At 62.0% G+C, this 20,013-nt stretch carries 18 protein-coding genes and 2 pseudogenes; 5 read left to right on the forward strand and 15 right to left on the reverse strand.

The annotated features are described in order from the left end of the window. Positions 1-8: 8 nt before the first annotated feature. The 9 genes from hemH to ACU5AY_RS00145 all read right to left on the reverse strand — a co-directional run bounded on the left by hemH (position 9) and on the right by ACU5AY_RS00145 (position 10,498). The gene (gene hemH / locus ACU5AY_RS00105; RefSeq protein ID WP_446827519.1) at positions 9-1,040 is read right to left on the reverse strand and encodes a ferrochelatase; all 1,032 of its coding nucleotides are present in this window, start codon (positions 1,038-1,040) and stop codon (positions 9-11) included. A gap of 117 nt (positions 1,041-1,157) precedes the next feature. After that, on the reverse strand, positions 1,158-3,167 hold the full coding sequence (locus tag ACU5AY_RS00110; RefSeq protein ID WP_446827520.1) for a 5'-nucleotidase C-terminal domain-containing protein: 2,010 nt from the start codon (positions 3,165-3,167) through the stop codon (positions 1,158-1,160). Positions 3,168-3,408: 241 nt separating this feature from the next. Then, on the reverse strand, positions 3,409-3,777 hold the full coding sequence (gene omp10 / locus ACU5AY_RS00115; protein ID WP_446822825.1) for an outer membrane lipoprotein Omp10: 369 nt from the start codon (positions 3,775-3,777) through the stop codon (positions 3,409-3,411). Positions 3,778-3,959: 182 nt separating this feature from the next. Further along, positions 3,960-5,405, reverse strand: coding sequence for a homospermidine synthase (locus tag ACU5AY_RS00120; protein WP_446827521.1), 1,446 nt, complete (start codon positions 5,403-5,405; stop codon positions 3,960-3,962). Between the two features lie 79 nt (positions 5,406-5,484). Then, the gene (locus tag ACU5AY_RS00125; protein WP_446827522.1) at positions 5,485-6,417 is read right to left on the reverse strand and encodes a heme-dependent oxidative N-demethylase family protein; all 933 of its coding nucleotides are present in this window, start codon (positions 6,415-6,417) and stop codon (positions 5,485-5,487) included. A gap of 99 nt (positions 6,418-6,516) precedes the next feature. Beyond that, entirely contained in the window at positions 6,517-6,801 is a 285-nt protein-coding gene (locus ACU5AY_RS00130) for a YciI family protein (RefSeq protein ID WP_446827523.1), read from the reverse strand. Between the two features lie 44 nt (positions 6,802-6,845). After that, the gene (locus tag ACU5AY_RS00135) at positions 6,846-7,481 is read right to left on the reverse strand and encodes an aminotransferase class IV family protein (RefSeq protein ID WP_446827524.1); all 636 of its coding nucleotides are present in this window, start codon (positions 7,479-7,481) and stop codon (positions 6,846-6,848) included. Further along, positions 7,466-8,620: an aminodeoxychorismate synthase component I gene (locus ACU5AY_RS00140; protein ID WP_446827525.1), complete on the reverse strand. Its 1,155-nt coding sequence runs from the start codon at positions 8,618-8,620 to the stop codon at positions 7,466-7,468. The genes ACU5AY_RS00135 and ACU5AY_RS00140 overlap by 16 nt, the downstream gene beginning before the upstream one ends. Positions 8,621-8,644: 24 nt before the next feature. Then, a complete protein-coding gene (locus tag ACU5AY_RS00145) occupies positions 8,645-10,498 on the reverse strand; it encodes a M3 family oligoendopeptidase (RefSeq protein WP_446829068.1) in 1,854 nt (617 codons plus the stop codon). A 238-nt stretch (positions 10,499-10,736) separates the two neighbouring features. On the opposite strand from ACU5AY_RS00145, the pseudogene ACU5AY_RS00150 reads away from it, so the two are divergent. The 3 genes and pseudogenes from ACU5AY_RS00150 to ACU5AY_RS00160 form a co-directional block, all read left to right on the forward strand. Continuing rightward, positions 10,737-11,921, forward strand: a pseudogene (locus ACU5AY_RS00150) (sigma-54-dependent transcriptional regulator); the annotation flags it as partial. A gap of 168 nt (positions 11,922-12,089) precedes the next feature. Next, a pseudogene (locus tag ACU5AY_RS00155) lies at positions 12,090-12,293 on the forward strand (helix-turn-helix domain-containing protein); the annotation flags it as partial. A gap of 246 nt (positions 12,294-12,539) precedes the next feature. Further along, positions 12,540-14,300, forward strand: a complete 1,761-nt coding sequence (locus ACU5AY_RS00160; protein ID WP_446822831.1) for a DUF882 domain-containing protein — start codon at positions 12,540-12,542, stop codon at positions 14,298-14,300. A gap of 76 nt (positions 14,301-14,376) precedes the next feature. Here ACU5AY_RS00160 and ACU5AY_RS00165 read toward each other — a convergent pair whose 3' ends face one another. The 3 genes from ACU5AY_RS00165 to ACU5AY_RS00175 form a co-directional block, all read right to left on the reverse strand. Then, complete coding sequence (locus tag ACU5AY_RS00165; protein ID WP_261928778.1) at positions 14,377-14,640, reverse strand: DUF2312 domain-containing protein; 264 nt, start codon at positions 14,638-14,640, stop codon at positions 14,377-14,379. 89 nt (positions 14,641-14,729) lie between these two features. Then, positions 14,730-15,035 (reverse strand): DUF1244 domain-containing protein, encoded by a 306-nt coding sequence (locus ACU5AY_RS00170; RefSeq protein WP_446827526.1) that lies wholly within the window; start codon positions 15,033-15,035, stop codon positions 14,730-14,732. A gap of 24 nt (positions 15,036-15,059) precedes the next feature. Continuing rightward, the gene (locus ACU5AY_RS00175; protein WP_446827527.1) at positions 15,060-15,857 is read right to left on the reverse strand and encodes an N-formylglutamate amidohydrolase; all 798 of its coding nucleotides are present in this window, start codon (positions 15,855-15,857) and stop codon (positions 15,060-15,062) included. A 152-nt stretch (positions 15,858-16,009) separates the two neighbouring features. Between ACU5AY_RS00175 and ACU5AY_RS00180 the strand changes: the two genes are divergently transcribed. Together ACU5AY_RS00180 and pyk are read left to right on the forward strand one after the other, a co-directional pair. Further along, positions 16,010-16,525, forward strand: coding sequence for a DUF1036 domain-containing protein (locus ACU5AY_RS00180; RefSeq protein WP_446822834.1), 516 nt, complete (start codon positions 16,010-16,012; stop codon positions 16,523-16,525). Then, the gene (pyk, locus tag ACU5AY_RS00185) at positions 16,525-17,964 is read left to right on the forward strand and encodes a pyruvate kinase (RefSeq protein ID WP_446822835.1); all 1,440 of its coding nucleotides are present in this window, start codon (positions 16,525-16,527) and stop codon (positions 17,962-17,964) included. Before ACU5AY_RS00180 ends, pyk begins: the two co-directional genes overlap by 1 nt. 59 nt (positions 17,965-18,023) lie before the next feature. On the opposite strand, the gene ACU5AY_RS00190 is transcribed toward pyk, so the two are convergent. The 3 genes from ACU5AY_RS00190 to ykgO form a co-directional block, all read right to left on the reverse strand. Further along, positions 18,024-19,022 carry an alpha/beta fold hydrolase gene (locus ACU5AY_RS00190; RefSeq protein WP_446829069.1) on the reverse strand — a complete coding sequence of 333 codons (999 nt, stop codon included), beginning with the start codon at positions 19,020-19,022 and terminating at the stop codon, positions 18,024-18,026. 39 nt (positions 19,023-19,061) lie between these two features. Continuing rightward, positions 19,062-19,616, reverse strand: a complete 555-nt coding sequence (locus tag ACU5AY_RS00195; protein ID WP_446827528.1) for a tetratricopeptide repeat protein — start codon at positions 19,614-19,616, stop codon at positions 19,062-19,064. Positions 19,617-19,793: 177 nt separating this feature from the next. Beyond that, positions 19,794-19,919 carry a type B 50S ribosomal protein L36 gene (ykgO, locus tag ACU5AY_RS00200; RefSeq protein WP_093004239.1) on the reverse strand — a complete coding sequence of 42 codons (126 nt, stop codon included), beginning with the start codon at positions 19,917-19,919 and terminating at the stop codon, positions 19,794-19,796. Positions 19,920-20,013: the final 94 nt, after the last annotated feature.

A 20,013-nucleotide genomic window follows, 5' to 3' on the forward strand; every position in this document is an offset into this window, starting at 1 on the left:
CAAGGCGGTCAGACCCAGCCCTGCAGTTCCCGCCGGACGACATGTTCGAGGACGCGCATGCCGTCCTCGCCATCGTTCAGGCAGGGAATGTGCGTGAACTTCTCGCCGCCGTGTTCAAGGAAGCTGTGGCCAGCGGCCTCGGCGATTTCCTCGAGCGTCTCCAGGCAGTCGGACACGAAGCCGGGGTTCATCACCGCGATCCGCTTCACGCCTTCCTGTGCGAGCTTTTCGACGGTCTTGTCGGTGTAGGGCTGCAGCCACTCTTCCGGCCCGAAGCGGGACTGGAAGGTGATCATCAGCCGGTCACCCATGCCAAGCTTCTCGCGCAGCAGGCGGGCGGTCTTCATGCAGTGGCAGTGATAGGGGTCGCCCTTCTTGAAGTAGGACTGCGGAATGCCGTGGAACGAGGTGATGATCTTCTCCGGTTCCCAGTCCAGTGTAGCGAGGTGGCTGGTGACGGAATTGGCCAGCGCCTCGATGTAGACCGGGTCGTCGTGATAGGCCGGCACGGTGCGCAGCGCCGGCTGCCAGCGCATCTGCTGCAGTTTCTCGAAGGCCTTGTCATTGACGGTTGCCGTCGTCGATGCGGCATATTGCGGATAGAGCGGGAATAGCAGAATCTTCTCGCAGCCGGCCTGCTGCAGCGCGTCTATCTTCGATGCGATCGACGGCTGGCCGTAGCGCATGGCCCAGTCTACCGTCACGTTCGGCAGATCGGCGAGCGCAGTCGCCATCTTCTCGCCCTGGCTGCGCGTGTAGGTCCGCAGATAGCTTTCGTTGCGATCCTTGTTCCAGATCGACTCATAGGCCTTGCCGACCTTTCCCGGACGACGATTGAGAACGATGCCGTAGAGGATCGGGTACCAGAACAGGCGCGACCACTCGATGACACGTCGGTCGGTCAGGAACTCTTCCAGATAACGGCGCATGGACTTGAAATCGGTGCCGTCCGGCGTTCCCAGATTGACGAGCAGGACACCGACCTTGCCGAATTTGACGGGCGGGTGATCGGACGGGAGCGCGGAGGAAGCGGTGAGCATTTCGATATCAGTCCTTTGACGGAGTCATGTGTAGGCTATCTAGAAAGAAAATCCGGCCCGGCAAAGCCCGGGCCGGACATTTGTCTGTCCTTATTACGGTCGGTTCCGACGTTCCGATCACATTTTCGGAAGCGTCAGCTCCTTGCCGATCGAAATGACGTCCGGATGGCGCAGCTTGTTTTCCCTGGCGATCGCCGGCCACTTGCCGCCGTCACCGAGCTGCTCCTTGGCGATCGTCCAGAGGGAATCACCCTTCTTGACGACATAGCTCATCGACATGTCGGTCTTGGCCGGCATTTCCGACGTCGTGGTCGCCTCGGGCTTTGCCGGCGATTCCGTCGGAGTGGCGGTCTCGGCCTTCACCGGTGCCTCGGTCTTGGCGGGTGTTTCGGTCGGTGCCGCGGCTTCCGTCTTGGCCGGAGCAGCTTCTGTCGCGGCCTTCTTCTGGTCCTTGACCACTTCGGCGGCGGTTGCCGTTGCCGGTGCGGCCGTCGGCGCGACATAATCGGCCGGGGTCACGTCGGTGATACGGTCAGTGCTGTCGATCGGCTGATACGGGCTATGAGCGGCAACGTAGTCCGCGACCACCGTTTCCAGGCCCGGACCGTAGTCGTAGGCATTCTGGGCGGCGGTTGCGAAGATCTTGTAGCCGTCGCCGCCGGACCGCATGTAGTTGTTGGTGGTGACGCCGTAGAGCTTCTCGGGATCGAGCGGCACGTAGGCATCCCCTTCCTTGACCTCCACGGAGACGACGCGGCTGCCGGCCGGCTTCGACCGGTCGAAACTGTACTTTAGGCCGGAGACCTGCGGGAAGCGGCCGGCGCCGTCCTCGATCTGGCTGAGGCCGTTTTCAAGCGCGGTCACAACGTCGGCGCCCTTCAGCTGCATGGTGGCGAGCGTGTTCTGGAACGGCAGGACCGTCAGCACTTCGCCCATGGTGACGTCGCCGCCGTCGATCGAGGCTCTGAGGCCGCCGCCGTTCTGGATGGCGATCGTCATGCCCTGATCCTTGACGCGGTCGACCATGGCGTCGGCCACGAGATCGCCCATGGCGCATTCCCGGACGCGGCAGACCTTGCTCGACCCTTCGATCGGCGCGGTGCTGCTGCCGATGACCTTCTGGCGCAGTTCCTCGATCGGAGCGGCGAGTTCCTTGATGCGGGCAAGCACGGCTTCATCCGGCTTGAAGCTCGCATCGATGAGGATCGGGTCGCCCTGGGCGGATTTCACCACGCCGTTGTCATCGAAAACGACGTCGAGATTGCCGAGATACTTGCTGTAGGAGGCAGCCTGAACGACCGGCACCTTGTAGCCGCCCGGATTGTCGACCCAGGTCGGGTAGGGGCCTTCGGCCTTCTCGTCCGTGTTCGACAGCAGGGTGTGCGAATGGCCGCCGACGACCACGTCGACGTCGGGGATCTTGGCGATGACGGCGAGATCGCGCGGATAGCCGACATGGGTCAGTGCGATGATCTTGTTGACGCCTTCGGCCTTCAGCTTCTCGACTTCGGCGCTGATGGCGTCCTGATCGACGGTGATGCCGATGTTCGGACCCGGTGAAGAGAGTTCCGGCGTGTCGTTGGTGACGGCGCCGACGATGCCGACCTTCTCGCCGCCGACGGTCAGCACCAGCGAGGGAACGATGCGGTCCTTGATGGTGGAGTTGGCATTCGCCTTCACATTGGCGGTGACGACCGGGAACTGGATCTTGTCGAGGAAGGTCTTCAGCGAGTCTTCGCTTTCGTCGAACTCGTGGTTGCCGACGGTCATCGCGTCGAACTTCATCAGGTTGAGGAATTCGGCCTCGGCGGCACCATGATAGGTCGTGAAGAACAGCGAACCCTGGAAATTGTCGCCGGCATTGAGGAGGATGACGTTCTTGCCTTCACCCTTCAGCGTGTCGCGCGTCTGGTTGATCGCGGTCAGCAGGCGGGCCGCGCCGCCGAAGCACTTGCCTTCGGTCTCATCTTCGGCCGAGCAGGTGGAATCGTATTTGTTGATCGATTCTATGCGGGAGTGAAAGTCGTTGATGTGCAGGATATCGAGCTCGAAATCGGCAAATGCGCTGCCGCTCGACAGGGCGATCAGCGAGGCGCTGAACAGTCCCAGTTTCAATCGCGAAAACATGTGGCTCTCCTCTTTGTCCGGCCGAAGCCCTTATAGGCTGCTTACCTGCAAGCCTTTATGACGATTATTCATCGCTTCGGATGATGAGCAAGCCGGTTTTTTCCTTTTGGTCAAAAAATATGACTTCACAGGTTTGCTTATCGTGGTCCCGGGAGCGCGGCGACCTGCGGTTCGGCCATAAAAAAACTCCCGCCGGGCGGGAGTTTTTCAGGACGATGACGGGTCGGTATACGGCAGGACGTCAGCTGCGCCGTGTCAGCGAGAACTGGCCGCCGGATTCCGAGGTGCAGTTCAACTGGCTGGGCGTCACCAGCGCGCAATTGACCTTGGAGGTCGTGTTGCGCACCATCGAGGTCAGGTTGATCTCGATGAGCTTGTCGTTGATCTGCGCGTAGGTGCCCGATGCCAGGAGCTGGTTGGTGTCCGTCGTCCGGGTGGCGAAGGAGCCGCCCTGGAACGTCGAGATCAGCCCGTTGGAATCCGCCCAGGTGCCCTCGATCGTCTGAACCCGCGGCTGAGGCGGCAACGGACGATAGTAGCTGCCGCCGGTCTGGCAGGCGGTGAGCGCGGTTGCGCAGAGAATGGCCGTGCCGGCAATCTTGAATTTCATGAAGTCTCTCCAGAAACAGAGTCCCGCCCTTTTCGGGCCTTTGTCCTGACCTTGCCGTGATGAACGGGCGAAAGCAAGGGTCCCCGGGCAGGCAACCCGTGGTTATCCGGAGGCAAGCAATTGATAGCGTTGCAAAAAGGCCTCAAGCGGAGACTTGAGGCCCTTGAATGCGGTGGTTCTGCTTAGCGAACCAGGATGTTCTGGAACTGCCAGGGGTCGCTTTCGTCGATTGATTCGGGAAAGAGACCGGGACGGCCTTCGAGCGGAGTCCAGTCGGTATAATGCCCCTCGACCGGGCCGAGATAGGGCATCTGCACTTCCAGGCAGCGCTTGTAGTCCATCTCGTCGGCCTCGACGATACCGGCCTTCGGGTTCTCCAGGGCCCAGACCATGCCGGCAAGCACGGCTGACGTCACCTGCAGGCCGGTCGCGTTCTGGTAGGGCGCGATGCGGCGGGTCTCTTCCAGCGACAGGCGCGAGCCGAACCAGTAGGCGTTCTTCTCGTGGCCGTAGAGCAGCACGCCGAGTTCATCGACGCCGTCGACCAGTTCGTTTTCGTCGAGAACGTGCAGCACCGGCTGGGCATTGCCGCCATTGCCGAACATTTCGTGCAGCGACAGCACGGCGTCGTTGGCCGGATGGTAGGCGTAGTGGCAGGTCGGGCGGAAGGAAACGTCGCCGTCCTTGTCGCGGACCGTGAAGTAGTCGGCAATCGAGATCGACTCGTTGTGGGTGACGAGGAAGCCGTATTGCGGGCCGGGCGTCGGGCACCAGGTGCGAACGCGGGTATTGGCGCCCGGCTGCTCAAGGTAGATCGCCGCCTTGTTGCCCTTCTTGTGCTTCTTGGCGTTCTTCGGCATCCACTTCTCGTGCGTGCCCCAGCCGAGTTCCGACGGCTGCAGGCCTTCGGAGATGAAGCCTTCGACCGACCAGGTGTTCCAGAAGACGTTGAGCGGCTTCGGGTTGACGGAGCGCTGCGTGTCGCGTTCGGCGATGTGCACGCCCTTGACGCCGAGCTTCTTCATCAGCTTCGCCCAGCCTTCGCGGTCCTCGTGTTTGGGTTCCTCGAATTCGAGGCCGGTATCGTTGGCGAGATTGACGATCGCCTGCTTGACGAACCAGGAGACCATGCCCGGATTGGCGCCGCAGCAGGAAACCGCCGTGGTGCCGCCGGGGCGCTTTTCTTTTTCCTTGCGCACGGTTTCACGCAGCGCGTAGTTCGTGCGGTCGGCGTTCTTCATGTCCTTGTCGAAGTAGAAGCCGAGCCACGGTTCGACGACCGTGTCGATGTAAAGGACGTCGAGCTTGCGGCAGAGCTTCATGATGTCGAGCGAGGAGGTGTCGACCGACAGGTTGACGCAGAAGCCCTGGCCTTCGCCTTCCGTCAGCAGCGGCTTCAGGAGATCCTTGTAGTTCTCCTTCGTCACATGCTCCTGGATGTGGCGCACGCCGAACTTGGCGAGGATGCCAGTGTCGTCGGGCAGCGGGTCGATGACCACGAACCGGTTCATGTCGAAGCTGAAGTGCCTCCAGATCAGCGGCAGTGTGCCGCGACCGATGGAGCCGAAACCGATCATCACGATCGGGCCGGTGATTTCAGCGTAAACCGGGTAGGTCTGGTCAGTCATAATGCTTCTCTCCTGGGCGACAGTGCCCTTGTTCATTCCGCTCTAATCACAGTCTTCTGACATAATAAAGACGGTTCTATCATGCCTGTTCCACCGCGCCGGCTTTTTCGACGGCCAAACCGCGCAGAAACGCCACCAGGGGGTCGCGGAGCGTACGCAAGCCCTTGTAGGCGAGCTGGTCGTCGTTCAGGCCTTCGAGCAGCCTGGCCATGCTGGAAAGCTGTTGGGCCGCGTCGGGCCTTGCGGCGATTGCCGCCAGCGGATCGACGAAGACCCGGATGGTGAAGAGAATGTCGCCGGAGACCGGCAGCCGGCTCAGCGTCTGGCGTTCGGCGCGGACGAAGTTCTTCATCGCCTCCGCTCCCGCCACCGCGGGATCACCGGCTGTGTGTTTGGAGACGGGCTGCGGCAGGGCGCCGTCGCCCTTGATCGACCAGTTCATCCGTTCCACCGGCTTTTCGGAAAGAAGATTGTCGAAGATCCGATTGACCAGCTGGGCGTTGCGGGTGCCATTCTGGAAGCCTGGTACGCCGGAATGAACGCCCTCCATCGGTTGGCCGAATTTTTCGGACAGTGACCAGGACGAGGGGAAAGCGACATAGGCGGCGACGATGTGCCAGCCCGTTTCCTTGCGCCGCATCAGGACCAGATCGTCCTGGACGAGGGATCCGGCGCGCAGCAGGGCGGGCCGGCTAGTGTCGGCGATGTCGACGCGATGTCCGCCCATCTCGAAGGTTGAGCCCTCGCGACGGTAAAGGTCGGCATGCTCGCTCGCCAGATGATCGGTAAGACGCGCAAGGACCTCTTCCTGCGCTTCTTCCGTGCCGCTTTCCATCCGGAACACCTCGTCCAGGCCTTCGCGACAGACGCGGGCCTTTTCGTCGAGATAGAAGCCGATATCCGCGTCGGGTTCGATCCAGCGTGTGTAATCGATGGGCTTGAGGCCGATGCTGAAGGGCGTCGGCAGGCCGGCGTCGGGTGTGTAGATGGGCGCGTGTATCGTGGTGGCCATGCGAAGACGTCCAGTTGAACTCAGCTCAGACTATGCTGCCACCGTTGCTGCTGTCGAGATCAGCGAGGCGATATCTCTTCGCCCAGTCTTCTGGCTGCCTCAGTCCTTCAGGCCTTCCAGACCGGGAGCGGTCATGGAGATGGCTGCTTGCGTAAAGTCGTATGTGGCAACCCCGTGCACCGCGAACGGGTCCCGCGCGCAGAATGCCTTGACGTCGTCGAGATCACCCTTTGCCAGTAGTACGCCGCCTGTGCGCGGCACCTTGCGGCCGGACGCGATCAGAACGCCGCTCTCATAGCCCTCCTTGAGCCACGTCATGTGCGCCTCCAGATGCGCCTCCACAGCTTCGATTGGCATGACATAGGTGAGCGAAACGATGATCATGATGGTACCTCTTTGGGGTTTTGGTGGGGCTGGTCGCTTGCTTCTTAGGAGAGGCTGTCGTCCTGGAAAAATTGCGCGCGAACAAGGCCGCGGAGCGAATTTCCGAGATAGATATTGCCGGCTGCAAGATCGTCCGGCGTCAGCCTGTGTTCGCGCGCCTCGCCAGAGCGAAGAAGCTCGCCTCTGAGCACGCCGGCGAGCAGGCCGGAGGAAAGGGGCGGCGTCAGGAAGTTGCCCGGCGTGTGCTCGACAAATAGACTGGTGATCGTGCCCTCGCAGAGTTCGCCTTTTTCGTTGAGGAGCAGAACCTCGTCCGCCTCCTCCCGGGAATATTCCGAGCGGGCCGCAACGTAGACGTCGCGTTTCGATGTCTTGTGGCGCAACAGGGGATTGTCCGAGCGAAGCCGCGTCTTCGCGATCTTCACGGTCCAGGCCGTATCTGCGGGTAATCCTGCATGGGGTGCGGTCGCCACGTCGATCCTGCCGTCCGGGAAAAGCTCAAGGCGGACGCGAAGGGTGTCGTCTCCCGATACGGCGGCAAGCAATGCCGGTTCGGCCCTTTCGCTGCCTGTGAAGCCAAGTGCCGCGGCGGAGGCTTTCAGCCGTTCGAGGTGCAGGGGAAGTCGGATGAAGCCGACCTCCGGTTCCCAGCGCAGGGTTTCGATCAGCGAGAAATCCATTGATCCCCCACTGCGAAGCGCGCCTTCAGCAGGCATTCCTCGTATTCGGCCTCGGCATTGGAATCGAAGACGATGCCGCCGCCGACATTGAAGACCGCTCGCCCGTCATCAAACAGCGTCAGCGTCCTGATCGCCACGGAAAACCGCATGGCACCGGTTGGCGAGACGAAACCGATCGCCCCGCAATAGACGTCGCGCGGGCTGGCCTCCAGGTCATGCAGGATCTTCATCGCCCACATCTTCGGTGCACCCGTCACCGAACCGCAGGGGAAGAGGGCGGCGAAAATGTCTGTCAGCGTCGTCTCCGGAATGAGTTTCGCCTGCACGTGGCTGACCATCTGGTGAAGCGTCGGATAGGTCTCGACCTCGAAAAGCTTCGGAACGTCCAGAGTGCCGACTTCGGTAATGCGCGAGATGTCGTTGCGCAGCAGGTCAACGATCATGCGGTTTTCGGCCTGAGATTTCTCGTCGGCCTTCATCGCCGCGATGATCTCTTCGTCTTCCTTTGGGGTTCCCCCTCTTCGGGCGGTTCCCTTCATCGGATGGGTCTCGATCCAGCCCTGGTCATCCGTGCGGAAGAAGAGCTCGGGCGACCGCGACAGGATGATCGGGCCGCCGAGATCGATCAGCGCCCCGTATCTCACCGGCTGGCGCTCGATCAGGGAATGGAAGGCGGCGAGCGGGTCTCCGTTCCAGCGCGCCTCGACCGGCATTGTCAGGTTGCCCTGATAGCAATCTCCCTTGCGCAGGTGGTCATGCAACTTGTCGAAGCGCCGGCGGTAGGCTTCGAAATCCCAGGCAGCCTTCGGCTCGGTGATGAAGGGTTCGTTTTCGATGCGTAGCCTCGCTTCGGCGAGTGGATGGTCGTCGGGTTGCGGCGCATCGAAGATGCCGAAGTTCAGGAGTGGCGTCTCGCGATTGTCCTCGATCAGCGGCGCGAGCTTGTCTTCGAAGACGTAGCCCGCCTCGTAGGACATGAAGCCGGCGAGCCACTTGCCGTCCTGCCTTGCCTTTTCCAGCCGCTTGAGTGCCGGCAGGATGTCGGACTTGCGCCGAACGCAGACGATCTCCTCCGGCCCGGCAAAGACGAGGCTTTGCCGGGTGGTGTCGTCCCGGAAGAGGGCGAAGGCTTCACGCATGCGGTATCAGGTCAGCAAGGCGGCCTATCCGTCAAGCGCTTCCAGTTCGTCGATCAGGCCTTCGATCATCGACAGCCCCTTCGACCAGAAGGCCGGATCGGAGGCGTCGAGGCCGAATGGCTTCAGGAGTTCGCTGTGATGCTTGGTGCCGCCGGCCTTCAGCATCGCGAAATACTTCTCCTGGAAGCCGGTCTCGGCGTTCTGGTAGACCGCGTAGAGCGAGTTCACCAGGCAATCGCCGAAGGCGTAGGCGTAGACGTAGAAGGGCGAATGGATGAAGTGCGGGATGTACATCCAGTAATCCCGGTATTCGTCCGTGATCGAGATCGACGGGCCGAGGCTGTCGCCCTGGACGGAGAGCCAGAGGTCGCCGATCTGCTCCGCCGTCAGTTCGCCTTCCTTGCGGGCGGTGTGCACCTTGCGCTCGAATTCATAGAAGGCGATCTGGCGGACGACCGTGTTGATCATGTCCTCGACCTTCTGGGCGAGCATGGCCTTGCGTTCGCGCTTGTCGCTCGTCTTGGCGAGAAGGGCGCGGAAGGTCAGCATCTCGCCGAAGACGGAGGCCGTCTCGGCGAGCGTCAGCGGCGTCTGGCACATCAGCGCGCCCTGCGCGCCGGCCAGCACCTGATGGACGCCATGGCCGAGTTCGTGGGCGAGCGTCATCACGTCGCGCGGCTTGCCCATGTAATTGACGAGCACATAGGGGTGGACGGAGGGAACCGTCGGGTGGGCGAAGGCACCGGGCGCCTTGCCGGGCCGTGCCGGGGCGTCAATCCACTGTTCGTCGAAGAAGCGCTTCGCTATACCCGCCATGTCGGGGGAGAAGGCGCCGTAGGCGGAAAGCACGGTGTCTTTTGCCTGCGTCCACGGGATCACCGCGTTCGGGGTTTCGGGTAGGGGCGCGTTGCGGTCCCAGAAGTTCATCTGCTCCATTCCGAGCCACTTCGCCTTCATCTTGTAGTAGCGATGGGACAGGCGCGGATAGGCGTCACGGACGGCGGCGGCAAGCGCATCGACGACCTCGCGCTCGACCCGGTTTGCCAGATGCCGGCTGTCGGCGATGTCCTCGAAGCCGCGCCAGCGGTCGGAAATTTCCTTGTCCTTGGCGAGTGTATTGGTGATCTGGACGAAGAGCCGGCGGTTCTCCTTGAAGGTTTCGGCGAGCGCCATCGCCGCCTTCTTGCGGACCTCGCCATCGGGCTCCTGCAGCATGTTGAGAACCGGTTCCAGGGGCAGCTTTTCGCCATCGATATCGAAGCGCAGTTCGGCCATCGTCTCGTCGAACAGGCGGTTGAAGGCGGCGGCGCTGGTCATCGACTTTTCGAGGAATAGTTGCTCCAGCTTGTCATCGAGCTGATAGGGCTTGTCCTTGCGCAGATCGACGATCCAGGACTTGTAGTGGGCGGCGGCCGGATCGCTTTCCAGGCAGGCGTCGATCACGGCGTCGTCGATGCGGTTCATTTCCAGCGTGAAGAACAGTAAACGGGCGGAAACATCGGTCAATTTGGCCTGGGCGTCGCCGTAGAGCTTGCCGTTTTCAGGCTTGGACGTATCGCCGAAATAGGTGAGGCCGGCGAAGGAAGCGATCCGTCCGAGCAGGTCGTCGAGCACCTCATACTCCTTGAGCGCCTGGCCGATACCTTCATCTCCCGTCTTCGCCGCGGCCTCGGCCAGCCGGCCCTTCCAGCGCGCCTCGAAAGCCTCGGCCTTGTAGGCGGCCTCCTTGAGCGCAGACTTGAATTCGTCGGAGTCGGCGGAAGGGTAGAGATCGGTCAGGTTCCAGACCGGCAGATCGCCGAGTCCGGCCCCGCTTGCCCGTGCTTCGTCCGCCGCGCGGACAAGGAAAAGGGGATCGGCGGCCGGAATGTTCTTCATCGTCTTCAAGTCCTTCATGTTCATGCCGACGGCGCGCTGCCGTCCTCGTCAGCCCAAGAAGTAGTCAAGCCAGGCGGGCGGGGCAAGGCCGGAAGAAGACATGGTCTCATACGGAAACGGCAATCGCTAAAATGCGACCATTTCTCAAAACGGGATGTTCAATCGTTCATGGAAGAGTGCGATCGCCAGCCCTGAGCCTGTTTCAGGTTCGCAGCCGATTTGCAGGAGAGATAACAATATGTCCGCCCATGTTCTCGTTGCCGAAGATGATCCGATCCAGCGCCGCCTGCTGAAAAACGCGATCGAACGTCACGGGTATGTGGCCCACATGGCCGAGAACGGCCGCGAGGCGCTGGAATTCCTGCGCCGCGGCGAATACCAGGTCAACGTCATCGTGCTCGACCTGATGATGCCGGAAATGACCGGGCTGGAATTCCTCGATGCGCTGCGCCAGCGGGGAACCGAAATCCCCGTCATCGTCCAGACCGGGCAGGGTGGCATCGAGACCGTCGTGCAGGCCATGCGCGCCGGGGCCTTCGATTTCGTCGTCAAGCCGGTCTCGCCGGAGCGGATCGCATCCGCAATCTCCAACGCCCTGAAGCTCGACCAGCGGGAAGCCTTCGCGCGCGCCGGCCGCCGGCCGCGTACCGGACATATCTCGTTCGAGGACATCGTCTCCGCCAGCCCCGACATGCTGCGCGTGGTGGAACTGGCGGAACGGTCGGCCCAGTCGAACATTCCGGTCGTCCTCGAGGGCGAATCCGGCGTCGGCAAGGAACTTGTCGCCCGCGCCATCCAGTCTTCCGGCCCGCGCGCCAACCGTCCGTTCATCACCGTCAACTGTGGTGCAATCCCGCACAACCTCGTCGAAAGCATCCTGTTCGGCCATGAGAAGGGCGCGTTCACCGGCGCGACCGAGCGCCACAGCGGCAAGTTCGTCGAAGCCGATGGCGGCACGCTGTTCCTCGACGAGATCGGCGACCTGCCGCTCGAGGTCCAGGTCAAGCTCCTGCGCGCCGTCCAGCAGGGCGAGGTGGAAACCATCGGCTCCGCCAAGCCGCGCCGCGTCGATGTCAGGCTGATCTCGGCGACCAACAAGGACCTGATCGAGGAGGTCAAGGCCGGCCGTTTCCGCGAAGACCTCTATTACCGTCTCAACGTCTTTCCGATCCATATCCCGGCGCTGCGTCGTCGTCGCGAGGATATTCCGCATCTCGTCCGCGTCTTCGTGCAGCGCTTCGCCGAGGAGCAGAAGCTCGATACGGTTCCAGACGTCACCTCCAGTGCGCTTGCGCTGCTGACGGCCTATGACTGGCCCGGCAATATCCGGCAGCTGGAGAATGCGATCTTCCGCGCCGTCGTGCTCGCCAAGGATGGCCAGCTGACCGAGCATGACTTCCCGCAGGTCGCGGCTGAAATTCCCGGCGCGCTCAGTGACGAAGGCGTCTCTGTGCCGCCCGGCGGCTTCAAGCCTCAATTGCGCTACAGCGCGCCGCCGGTCTATCCGGACTTTGCCAGCCCCGCCGCCGCGGCGCCGGCCGAAGACAATCTTCAACCGGCGAAAACGGACGCGGCAGACGATTTTCCGGACAACGTGATCGTCAGCACCGATCCGCTCGGTGACGTCAAGAAGCTCGCCGAGGTCGAGGAGGAGCTGATTCGCTTCGCGCTGAAGTTCTATCGCGGCCAGATGAGTCGCGTGGCGCGCAAGCTCGGCATCGGCCGCTCGACGCTTTATCGCAAGTTGAGGGACTACGGCATCGATCCCGACGACCCCAAAAAAGATGCGGCATAAGAATTCATTAGGGCTTCCCCGTTAACCGTCGAGCAAGCCACATGGTGTATATCTCCCTAAATCTTGTTAGTGGATTATTCACTATGTCAGGAAGAAGTGGTAATCCGTGGCAAAATTGCCATTGTGTTACCGTATTTCAGCTTCATGTGAGACGGCATTGAAATTGTCTCTCGGACGGGGATCGAGTTGCAGGTTGTGACAGGTTACAAGCTGCCCGCAATGCACGGGCGGCCGGACTCTCGGCAAGTGCCAGCACGTAGCTTTTCGCTGCGGCAGGCCATGCTGCAGGTCCTGTGCTGGCTCATGCTCGTGTTTGCAGCGGCGCCAGTCTTCTTCGCGTCGGCCAATCATGCCGCCGCGGAAACACGCTCGCTGAAGATCTACTTCATCCACACCGGCGAGAAAGCCAACATCGTCTACAAGCGGAATGGTCGCTACGATCCCAAGGGATTGAAGCAGTTGAACTATATTCTGCGTGACTGGCGCCGTAACGAATCGACCAAGATGAACCCGCGTCTTTTCGACGTGCTCTGGCAGGTCTATCGCGAGAGCGGTTCCAACGGCTACATCAACGTCGTTTCCGGATACCGCTCGCCGGCGACCAATGCCATGCTGCGGTCGCGGTCCAGCGGTGTCGCCAAGGAAAGCCAGCATATGCTCGGCACGGCCGTGGACTTCTTCATTCCCGGCGTTCCGCTTTCCAAGATTCGTGAACTTGGCATGAAGCTGCAGGCCGGCGGTGTCGGTTACTATCCGCGCTCGGGTTCGCCTTTCGTGCACATGGATGTCGGCAACGTCCGCGCTTGGCCGCGCATGACGCGCCAGGAACTGGTCCGACTTTTCCCGAATGGACGCACCCTGCACATTCCCGCCGACGGCAAACCTTTGCCGGGGTATGAACTCGCGATGGCGGACTACAAGAAGCGACTGAGTTCGAACAGTGTCGTGATTGCCGACAAGGGCGGCGGAAAGTCGAGAGGCAAGACATTGCTCGCGGCCTTGTTCGGAGGCGGCGACGAGGACGAGGGCGAGGATGTGGGTGATGCGCCCGCCGTAGCCCCGGCCCCGGCACGGCCTGCCCCGCAGGTTGCCGAGCAGGCTCCCATTCAGGTCGCTTCGGTTGAACTTCCAGGTGTCGACGGCATAGAGCCGCCCGTGCCGCTGTTGAGACCTTCGCTCAAGGATGCGCCCGCCAATATCGCAGTGGCAGCCGCACTCGTGCCGCCGGCGCATAACGCAGCCGAAGACGCGCTTGCTGCAGCCATGCCGGAGAGCCCGGCGGATGCCGGCGAGGAATATGCCGATCTGGCGGACTACGATGACATTCCGGTCCCGACATTGCTGGCGGCCCGTGGCCTGCCCGGCGGTGCCGATCAGGGCAACATGACGGCAAGCGCCGACGACGGACAGTGGAATCGCTTTGGCGGTGATGCTCCGGCGCCGCAGGAACGCCCCGCCTATCAGGTTGCCTCGCTTACGCCTGCCGAATTGCGCAGCGCCGGCCTTTCCGCAGACGAGGTCGCCTCCTGGGGCAAGAAGCAGCAGGCCGGACATGTCCAGCATGCAGATCAGATCCTGACGGCTGCCGTGCTGAAGAGCGGCTTCGAGCAGGCGCCGATCATGACTGCCTATGCCGCGCCCGACCCGGTCAAGCAGGTGATCAAGCAGAACAACGGTCTCGGCGATGCCTTCGATGTTCCTGAAGCGGCCGACGACAGCCTTGCCAAGGGACTGCCCGTCAAGGGTGCGCGCCCTGACACGGCCGAGGCGATCGTTGCCCGTGTCGGTGACGACAAGGTTCGCGTCGAGTTGACCAAGAAGATGCTGTCCGAGTGGGCGGTTGCCAATGCGATTGCTCCGGATGGTGCCGGTGTCATCAAGGCGCCCCGCTTCGCCGGCGACGCCATGCGCCGCAGCCCGGCCGCGGCACGGGGTACCGGTTTCTCGACACAGACGCAGCCGATCGATGCCGGACGCTTCAGCGGATCTGCAGACGAAATGCTCTGAAGCATTCGATCCTGCTCAAGGACATGAAAAAAGCCGCCTCAAGGGCGGCTTTTTTGTCTTCGGATCTTAAACCGGATCATTCTTCCGGCGGCGCTTCGATCATGCCGAGCGCATGCAGGTAGGTGTCGAGGATCGCTTCCTGTTCCAGGCGCTCGTCCTTGTCCTGCTTGCGGATCGAGATGACCTTGCGCAGCACCTTGGTGTCGTAGCCCATGGACTTGGCTTCGCCATAGACGTCCTTGATGTCGTCGGCGATCGTCTTCTTTTCTTCTTCCAGCCGCTCGATGCGTTCGACAAAGGCGCGGAGCTGGTCGCGGGCAAGCCCGTGAGCATCAGACATGTCTTACTCCTGTTTGATGTGAATTCGGTTTGGTAGCGTCACCTGCCGCGAACGGGCGGCAAGGTCAAGCAGATTTCCGGCCGAGGCTGCTATTCCTTCGGTCTGTTGCGCTCGAACGACTGCAGATCCGCGGCGCTTGCCTCCTTCTGGTGGAGGGCTTTCCAGTCCTCGTAGGGCATGCCGTAGACGATTTCGCGCGATTCGTCCTTGGATACGTCGAGGCCTTCGACCTCGGCGGCCTCGCGATACCAGTTCGACAAGCAATTGCGGCAGAAGCCGGCGAGATTCATGAGGTCGATGTTCTGGACGTCGGTGCGTTCGCGCAGGTGATTGAGCAGACGGCGGAAGGCGGCGGCCTGCAGTTCGATTTCCTGTTGCGGCGTCGGTTTGGTCATCGTGTCGCTCTCCTTGGTTTCCGGTCAGCCCTGCGGGTAGGGGCCCGTGCGTGACGGGTGCAGTTCGACCGCGTGCAGGGATGGCTCGGCATTCATCGTTTCAAACAGCGGCGCCAGCCGCTCCGCCCAGGCATCGATCCCCGCCTGATCGCCGATCAGGTCCTGGCGCACCTCGAGAAGCGCGTGCGGGATGCCCTGCGACATGCAGTGACGGTACATGCAATCACCCTTCAGCGCACCGTCATAGGGCTCGTTGTCGCCGACCAGGATGTCGCTGGCTTGCGACAGGAGGTCGATCAGCATTTTCGGTGCGCGCGGGTCATTGTCCCACAGGACGGCCGCATGCCAGGGGCGAGGCGTCTGCTTCCAGAACGGCGTATAGGAATGGAGCGAAAGCACCAGCGGCGCCTTGCCGCAGGCCTTTGCGGTGCGCGAAATCAGCGCACTGACCGCCGTATGGTACGGCCGGTGGAATGTCTCGACCCGGTAGTTCCATTCTTCCTCGGTGATCGGGTGGTTGGCCGGGATGATCGCGCCGTCGGATATCTTCATGATCAGGGTCGGATCGTCCTCGCCACGGTTTGGATCGATCAGCAGCCGGGAAAAACACCCCATGATGGCCGGAACGCCAAGCATGGCCGACAGCCGCCGTGTGAGCCCTTCCACGCCGATGTCGAAGGCGATGTGTCGCTGGAAGGCGCTGTCGGGAAGTCCAAGAGAACCATACTGCTCCGGCAGGCCATTCATGGCGTGATCGGCAACGAGGACCATACCTTTGTCATAGTCGCCATCTAGCAATTCGAATGGTGAGAATTCACGCATGGGGCACATCCTGAAATGATAAGGCGCCTTTATTTACATGAGCTCGGAGGGCGTGCAAGCGCCGCATTCCAACGTCCGGGATACCGCCTTGCGCATGTCCCGGACCATTTATATCGATTAAACTGGCGTTGACTTTCTACAATGGCCGTCGCATGAAGACCCAAATGCTTAGCCACGGAGTTTCCCTGATCATCGTGCCACAGCGCTATTCAAAATACGGGCGGGGGCTGTCACGCTATGGCCTGCGTGTAGTGCTCGCGCTTCTCGCTCCGATTTTCTATTTTTCGGCCCCGGCCGCCCATGCCGACTTCCGCGTCTGCAATGGCACGGGGAACCTGGTTGGCGTCGCCATCGGCTACCGCACCGACAAGGGATGGGTGAGCGAGGGATGGTGGCAGGTGCCGGCAGCCGCCTGTGCGACCCTGATCGAGGGAGACCTCCAATCCCGCTATTACTATCTTTATGCCGAGGATGCGGCGCGCGGTGGGCGCTGGGCCGGCGACATCAATATGTGCGTTGCCGAGGATGAGTTCAAAATCCTCGGAGTCAACGACTGCTATGCCCGTGGCTATCAGAAGATGGGCTTCAAAGAATATGATACGGGCCGTCAGGGTAGCTGGATGGTCCAATTGTCTGACACTCCCGGGACGCAAGAAAGTCAAAACTGATGAAGCGTAATCGCAAGGTAAAAATTCTCGCCACTTTGGGGCCGGCCTCGAGCGAAGAGGACATGATCGAAAAGCTGCACCAGGCGGGTGCAGATGTCTTCCGCATCAACATGAGCCATGCCAGCCACGACGTGATGCGCACGCTCATCGGCCGCATCCGCAGCGTCGAGAAGCGCAGCGGCCGTCCGATCGGCATTCTCGCCGACATTCAGGGACCGAAGCTGCGCGTCGGCAAGTTCGCCGACACCAAGGTTGAACTGAAGATCGGCCAGACCTTCACGCTCGACAACAAGGACGTTCCCGGCGACGAGAACCGCGTCTTCCTGCCGCATCCGGAAATCCTCGAATCGGTGAAGCCGGGCCAGCGCCTGCTGATCGACGACGGCAAGCTGCACCTGCGCGCCGAAATTTGCGATGGCACCTCCATCGTCTGCACGGTCGTTTCCGGTACCACGATTTCCGACCGCAAGGGCGTGAGCCTGCCCGACACGATGCTCGGCGTTGGCGCGCTGACCTCCAAGGACCGTGCGGATCTCGACGCGGTGCTGGCCACCGGCGAGGTCGACTGGGTCGCCCTGTCGTTCATCCAGCGCCCCGAAGACATTGCCGAAGTGCGCAAGATCGCACGCGGCCAGGTTGGCCTGATGTCGAAGATCGAGAAGCCGCAGGCCATCGAGCGGATCGACGAGATCATCGAGCTTTCTGACGCGCTGATGGTCGCCCGTGGCGACCTCGGCGTGGAAATGCCGCTTGAGACGGTTCCCGGCCTGCAGAAGCAGCTGATCCGCGCCTGTCGCCGCGCGGGCAAGCCCGTCGTCGTCGCCACCCAGATGCTGGAATCGATGATTTCCGCTCCGGTGCCGACGCGCGCCGAAGTCTCCGACGTCGCGACCGCCGTCTTCGAAGGTGCGGACGCCGTCATGCTGTCGGCCGAGTCCGCTTCGGGCGCCTATCCGGTCGAAGCCGTCGAGACCATGGCGAAGATCGCCAGCAAGGTCGAGCTTGACCCCCACTTCCATGGTATCATCTATGCGCAGCGGCCGCAGCCGCAGGCTACCGGCGCCGACGCGATTTCGCTCGCAGCCCGCCAGATCGCCGAAACGCTGAACCTTGCCGCCATCGTCTGCTACACCGCGTCGGGCACCACCGGCCTGCGCGCCTCGCGCGAGCGTCCGGAAGTGCCGATCATCGCGCTGTCGCCGATCATTCAGACGGCGCGCCGCCTGTCGATCTGCTGGGGCACGCATTGCGTCGTCACGCAGGACGCTTCCGACCTCGACGACATGGTCAATCGCGCCTGCCGCATCGTTGCCGCCGAAGGCTTCGGCAAGCCCGGCGACCGCGTCATCATTTCCGCCGGCGTTCCGCTCGGCACGCCTGGTGCGACGAACATGCTGCGTATCGCCTATATCGGTTCGGACGGGCAGAGCGGCGTCTGAGCCGTCTCAATCGCCGGTCTACGTGAATTCGAAAGCCCCGCCATTGTGCGGGGCTTTTGCTATTTTGTCGCCAGTGGGGCTGTAAAGGTCCGGGCCATGTCCTGAAGATCGCGCTGGTGGCCGGCGATCTTCTCGATCGCGGCAATCGCGATGTCGGTGGCGATGTAATCCGGCTTGTGGCCGAGATCGCGGATGGTGACGAGTTCCGCATTCGCAATGTCACGGACCAATCCTACGGAATGGATGTCGGCGAGCACGATATCGTCGCTGTCGCCCGTAATGACGATCGTCGGAGCGGAGATGGTCGGATAGGACGGCGCTGCGCCTGTGACATAGTCCAGCAGTCCGGCGACATCCCTGGCATTGTTGCGAAAGGTTGCCGGGCGCAGAACGAGCGCTGGCGCGGTGCGCTCATGATAATCAGATGGCTGCGGATTGGGATGAAAAACCGCGCGAATCGCGCCGTGCATCCGCATCAGGCCGGCGGGCACCGCAAGTGTCCGCGAAAAGAGCCAACCCAGAACCGGCAGCGCCGTCAGCGTGTAGTACCAGTCGACGCCGCCCGGCCATGGGTGCGTGGCGGGTGACAGAAACAGAAGTCCGGCCGTCTTCTTTGGTGCTACCAGCGCAAAACTCGCGGCGATCGCGCCGCCAAAGGAGTGGCCGCATATGATTGCCCGCTCGATGCCGTAGCGCTCCATGAGGGTGGCGATGGCGCGCGCCTGTCCATCCGGCGTATCGTTCTCCGACCCGCCGCGTTCGGAATGGCCATGGCCGGGCCGGTCGACGAACAGCATTTCGGCGCGGGCGGAAAGCGGTGCCAGGAAGGGCGTCATCTGATCCAGGCAATTGCCGCTGGCGCCGTGGATGAAGACGAGCGGCGGCAGGTCGGCGGTGTCGGGTCGCTGCACATGGACGGCATGCAGGCGGTATCCGCCGACATCGACAAGATTGCCCTGCGGCGGAAAGCGTCGCGAGATCCTGCGCGCCACGATCCAGGAGAAGACCAGGAGAAGAAGGAGCGTCAGCAGGACGGCAAGCAGGATGAAGGCAAGGATGGAAGGCAAGGGGAGGGGACCGCGCTTGGGGCTATGGGATCAGGTACGCTGGCCGGCGAGCTTTTCCGAGATGTCTTCCATATTCTTGCGGGCTTCCTTGCTCGCCGGAAAGATCTCGAGGTATCGTTGCCATGCCTTCAATGCCAGCTCGTCATCGCCGATCTGGGTCATGATCTCGGCCATGCCGGCGATCGCGCCGAAATGACGGGGTTCCAGTTCCAGCGTCTTCTGGATGTCGGCCATGGCCTTGCGGTAGTCGCCCATCGTGTAGTGAACGGTGGCCCGGCGGTTCCAGCCCTCGGCAAAATCGGGCTTCAGCAGCGTGACCTGGTCGAGAAGGTCGAGGGTTGCGTCGGGGCTGCCTTCGGTGATGGCCTTGGTGGACTGATCCATCAGCAGGTTGACCGTGGGGCTGCCGGAATCTGTCAGCAGGCGACGGATCTGACGGGAGATGTCCTCCGCCTTGCCCGCATCGCGCTCACGCTTCAATTTCAGGAATAGCGAATCGAGTTGCTCGGCCTGCGTCAGCGCGCTGGTGTCCGGCTCTTCGATTCGGGCTGTGTCGTCGACGCAAAAGGCCGGTGTTGCCGCCAAGGGGCAAGCCAGTATTGCTATCAGGCAAAATGACAAAGGGCGCATGGCGGTCATGGTATCCGCAAAGCGCCCAATATCAAATGAAATCTGCCTGTCATCATGCCGCGCGGCAAAAGTCCTGTCGCGCAAGCCTGCCGATCTCGCGGCCAGCCGCCGGTCATGCCGGCGGCGCGGCAATCAGCCCTGACGGGCCTTGAAGCGCGGGTTCTGCTTGTTGATGATGTAGATGCGACCCTTGCGACGAACCAGACGGTTTTCGCGGTGACGGGCCTTCAGCGCTTTGAGCGAATTCTTGATCTTCATTTTCTTAATCCGCGTTTCTCAGTGGGGATGCCTCTCGGCGCTCCCGGTCTCTAAACAATCAAAAGCGCGCCGGTCGGAAAAGCCTTTGGCGCGC

It is taken from the genome of Rhizobium sp. PAMB 3174, assembly GCF_052908375.1.

Bases quoted from the DNA above. Each gene is read 5' to 3' on its own strand.
- hemH (WP_446827519.1), bottom strand. From the start codon at position 1,040: ATGCTCACCGCTTCCTCCGCGCTCCCGTCCGATCACCCGCCCGTCAAA.
- ACU5AY_RS00110 (WP_446827520.1), bottom strand. From the start codon at position 3,167: ATGTTTTCGCGATTGAAACTGGGACTGTTCAGCGCCTCGCTGATCGCC.
- omp10 (WP_446822825.1), bottom strand. From the start codon at position 3,777: ATGAAATTCAAGATTGCCGGCACGGCCATTCTCTGCGCAACCGCGCTC.
- ACU5AY_RS00120 (WP_446827521.1), bottom strand. From the start codon at position 5,405: ATGACTGACCAGACCTACCCGGTTTACGCTGAAATCACCGGCCCGATC.
- ACU5AY_RS00125 (WP_446827522.1), bottom strand. From the start codon at position 6,417: ATGGCCACCACGATACACGCGCCCATCTACACACCCGACGCCGGCCTG.
- ACU5AY_RS00130 (WP_446827523.1), bottom strand. From the start codon at position 6,801: ATGATCATCGTTTCGCTCACCTATGTCATGCCAATCGAAGCTGTGGAG.
- ACU5AY_RS00135 (WP_446827524.1), bottom strand. From the start codon at position 7,481: ATGGATTTCTCGCTGATCGAAACCCTGCGCTGGGAACCGGAGGTCGGC.
- ACU5AY_RS00140 (WP_446827525.1), bottom strand. From the start codon at position 8,620: ATGCGTGAAGCCTTCGCCCTCTTCCGGGACGACACCACCCGGCAAAGC.
- ACU5AY_RS00145 (WP_446829068.1), bottom strand. From the start codon at position 10,498: ATGAAGAACATTCCGGCCGCCGATCCCCTTTTCCTTGTCCGCGCGGCG.
- ACU5AY_RS00165 (WP_261928778.1), bottom strand. From the start codon at position 14,640: ATGTCTGATGCTCACGGGCTTGCCCGCGACCAGCTCCGCGCCTTTGTC.
- ACU5AY_RS00170 (WP_446827526.1), bottom strand. From the start codon at position 15,035: ATGACCAAACCGACGCCGCAACAGGAAATCGAACTGCAGGCCGCCGCC.
- ACU5AY_RS00175 (WP_446827527.1), bottom strand. From the start codon at position 15,857: ATGCGTGAATTCTCACCATTCGAATTGCTAGATGGCGACTATGACAAA.
- ACU5AY_RS00180 (WP_446822834.1), top strand. From the start codon at position 16,010: ATGAAGACCCAAATGCTTAGCCACGGAGTTTCCCTGATCATCGTGCCA.
- pyk (WP_446822835.1), top strand. From the start codon at position 16,525: ATGAAGCGTAATCGCAAGGTAAAAATTCTCGCCACTTTGGGGCCGGCC.
- ykgO (WP_093004239.1), bottom strand. From the start codon at position 19,919: ATGAAGATCAAGAATTCGCTCAAAGCGCTGAAGGCCCGTCACCGCGAA.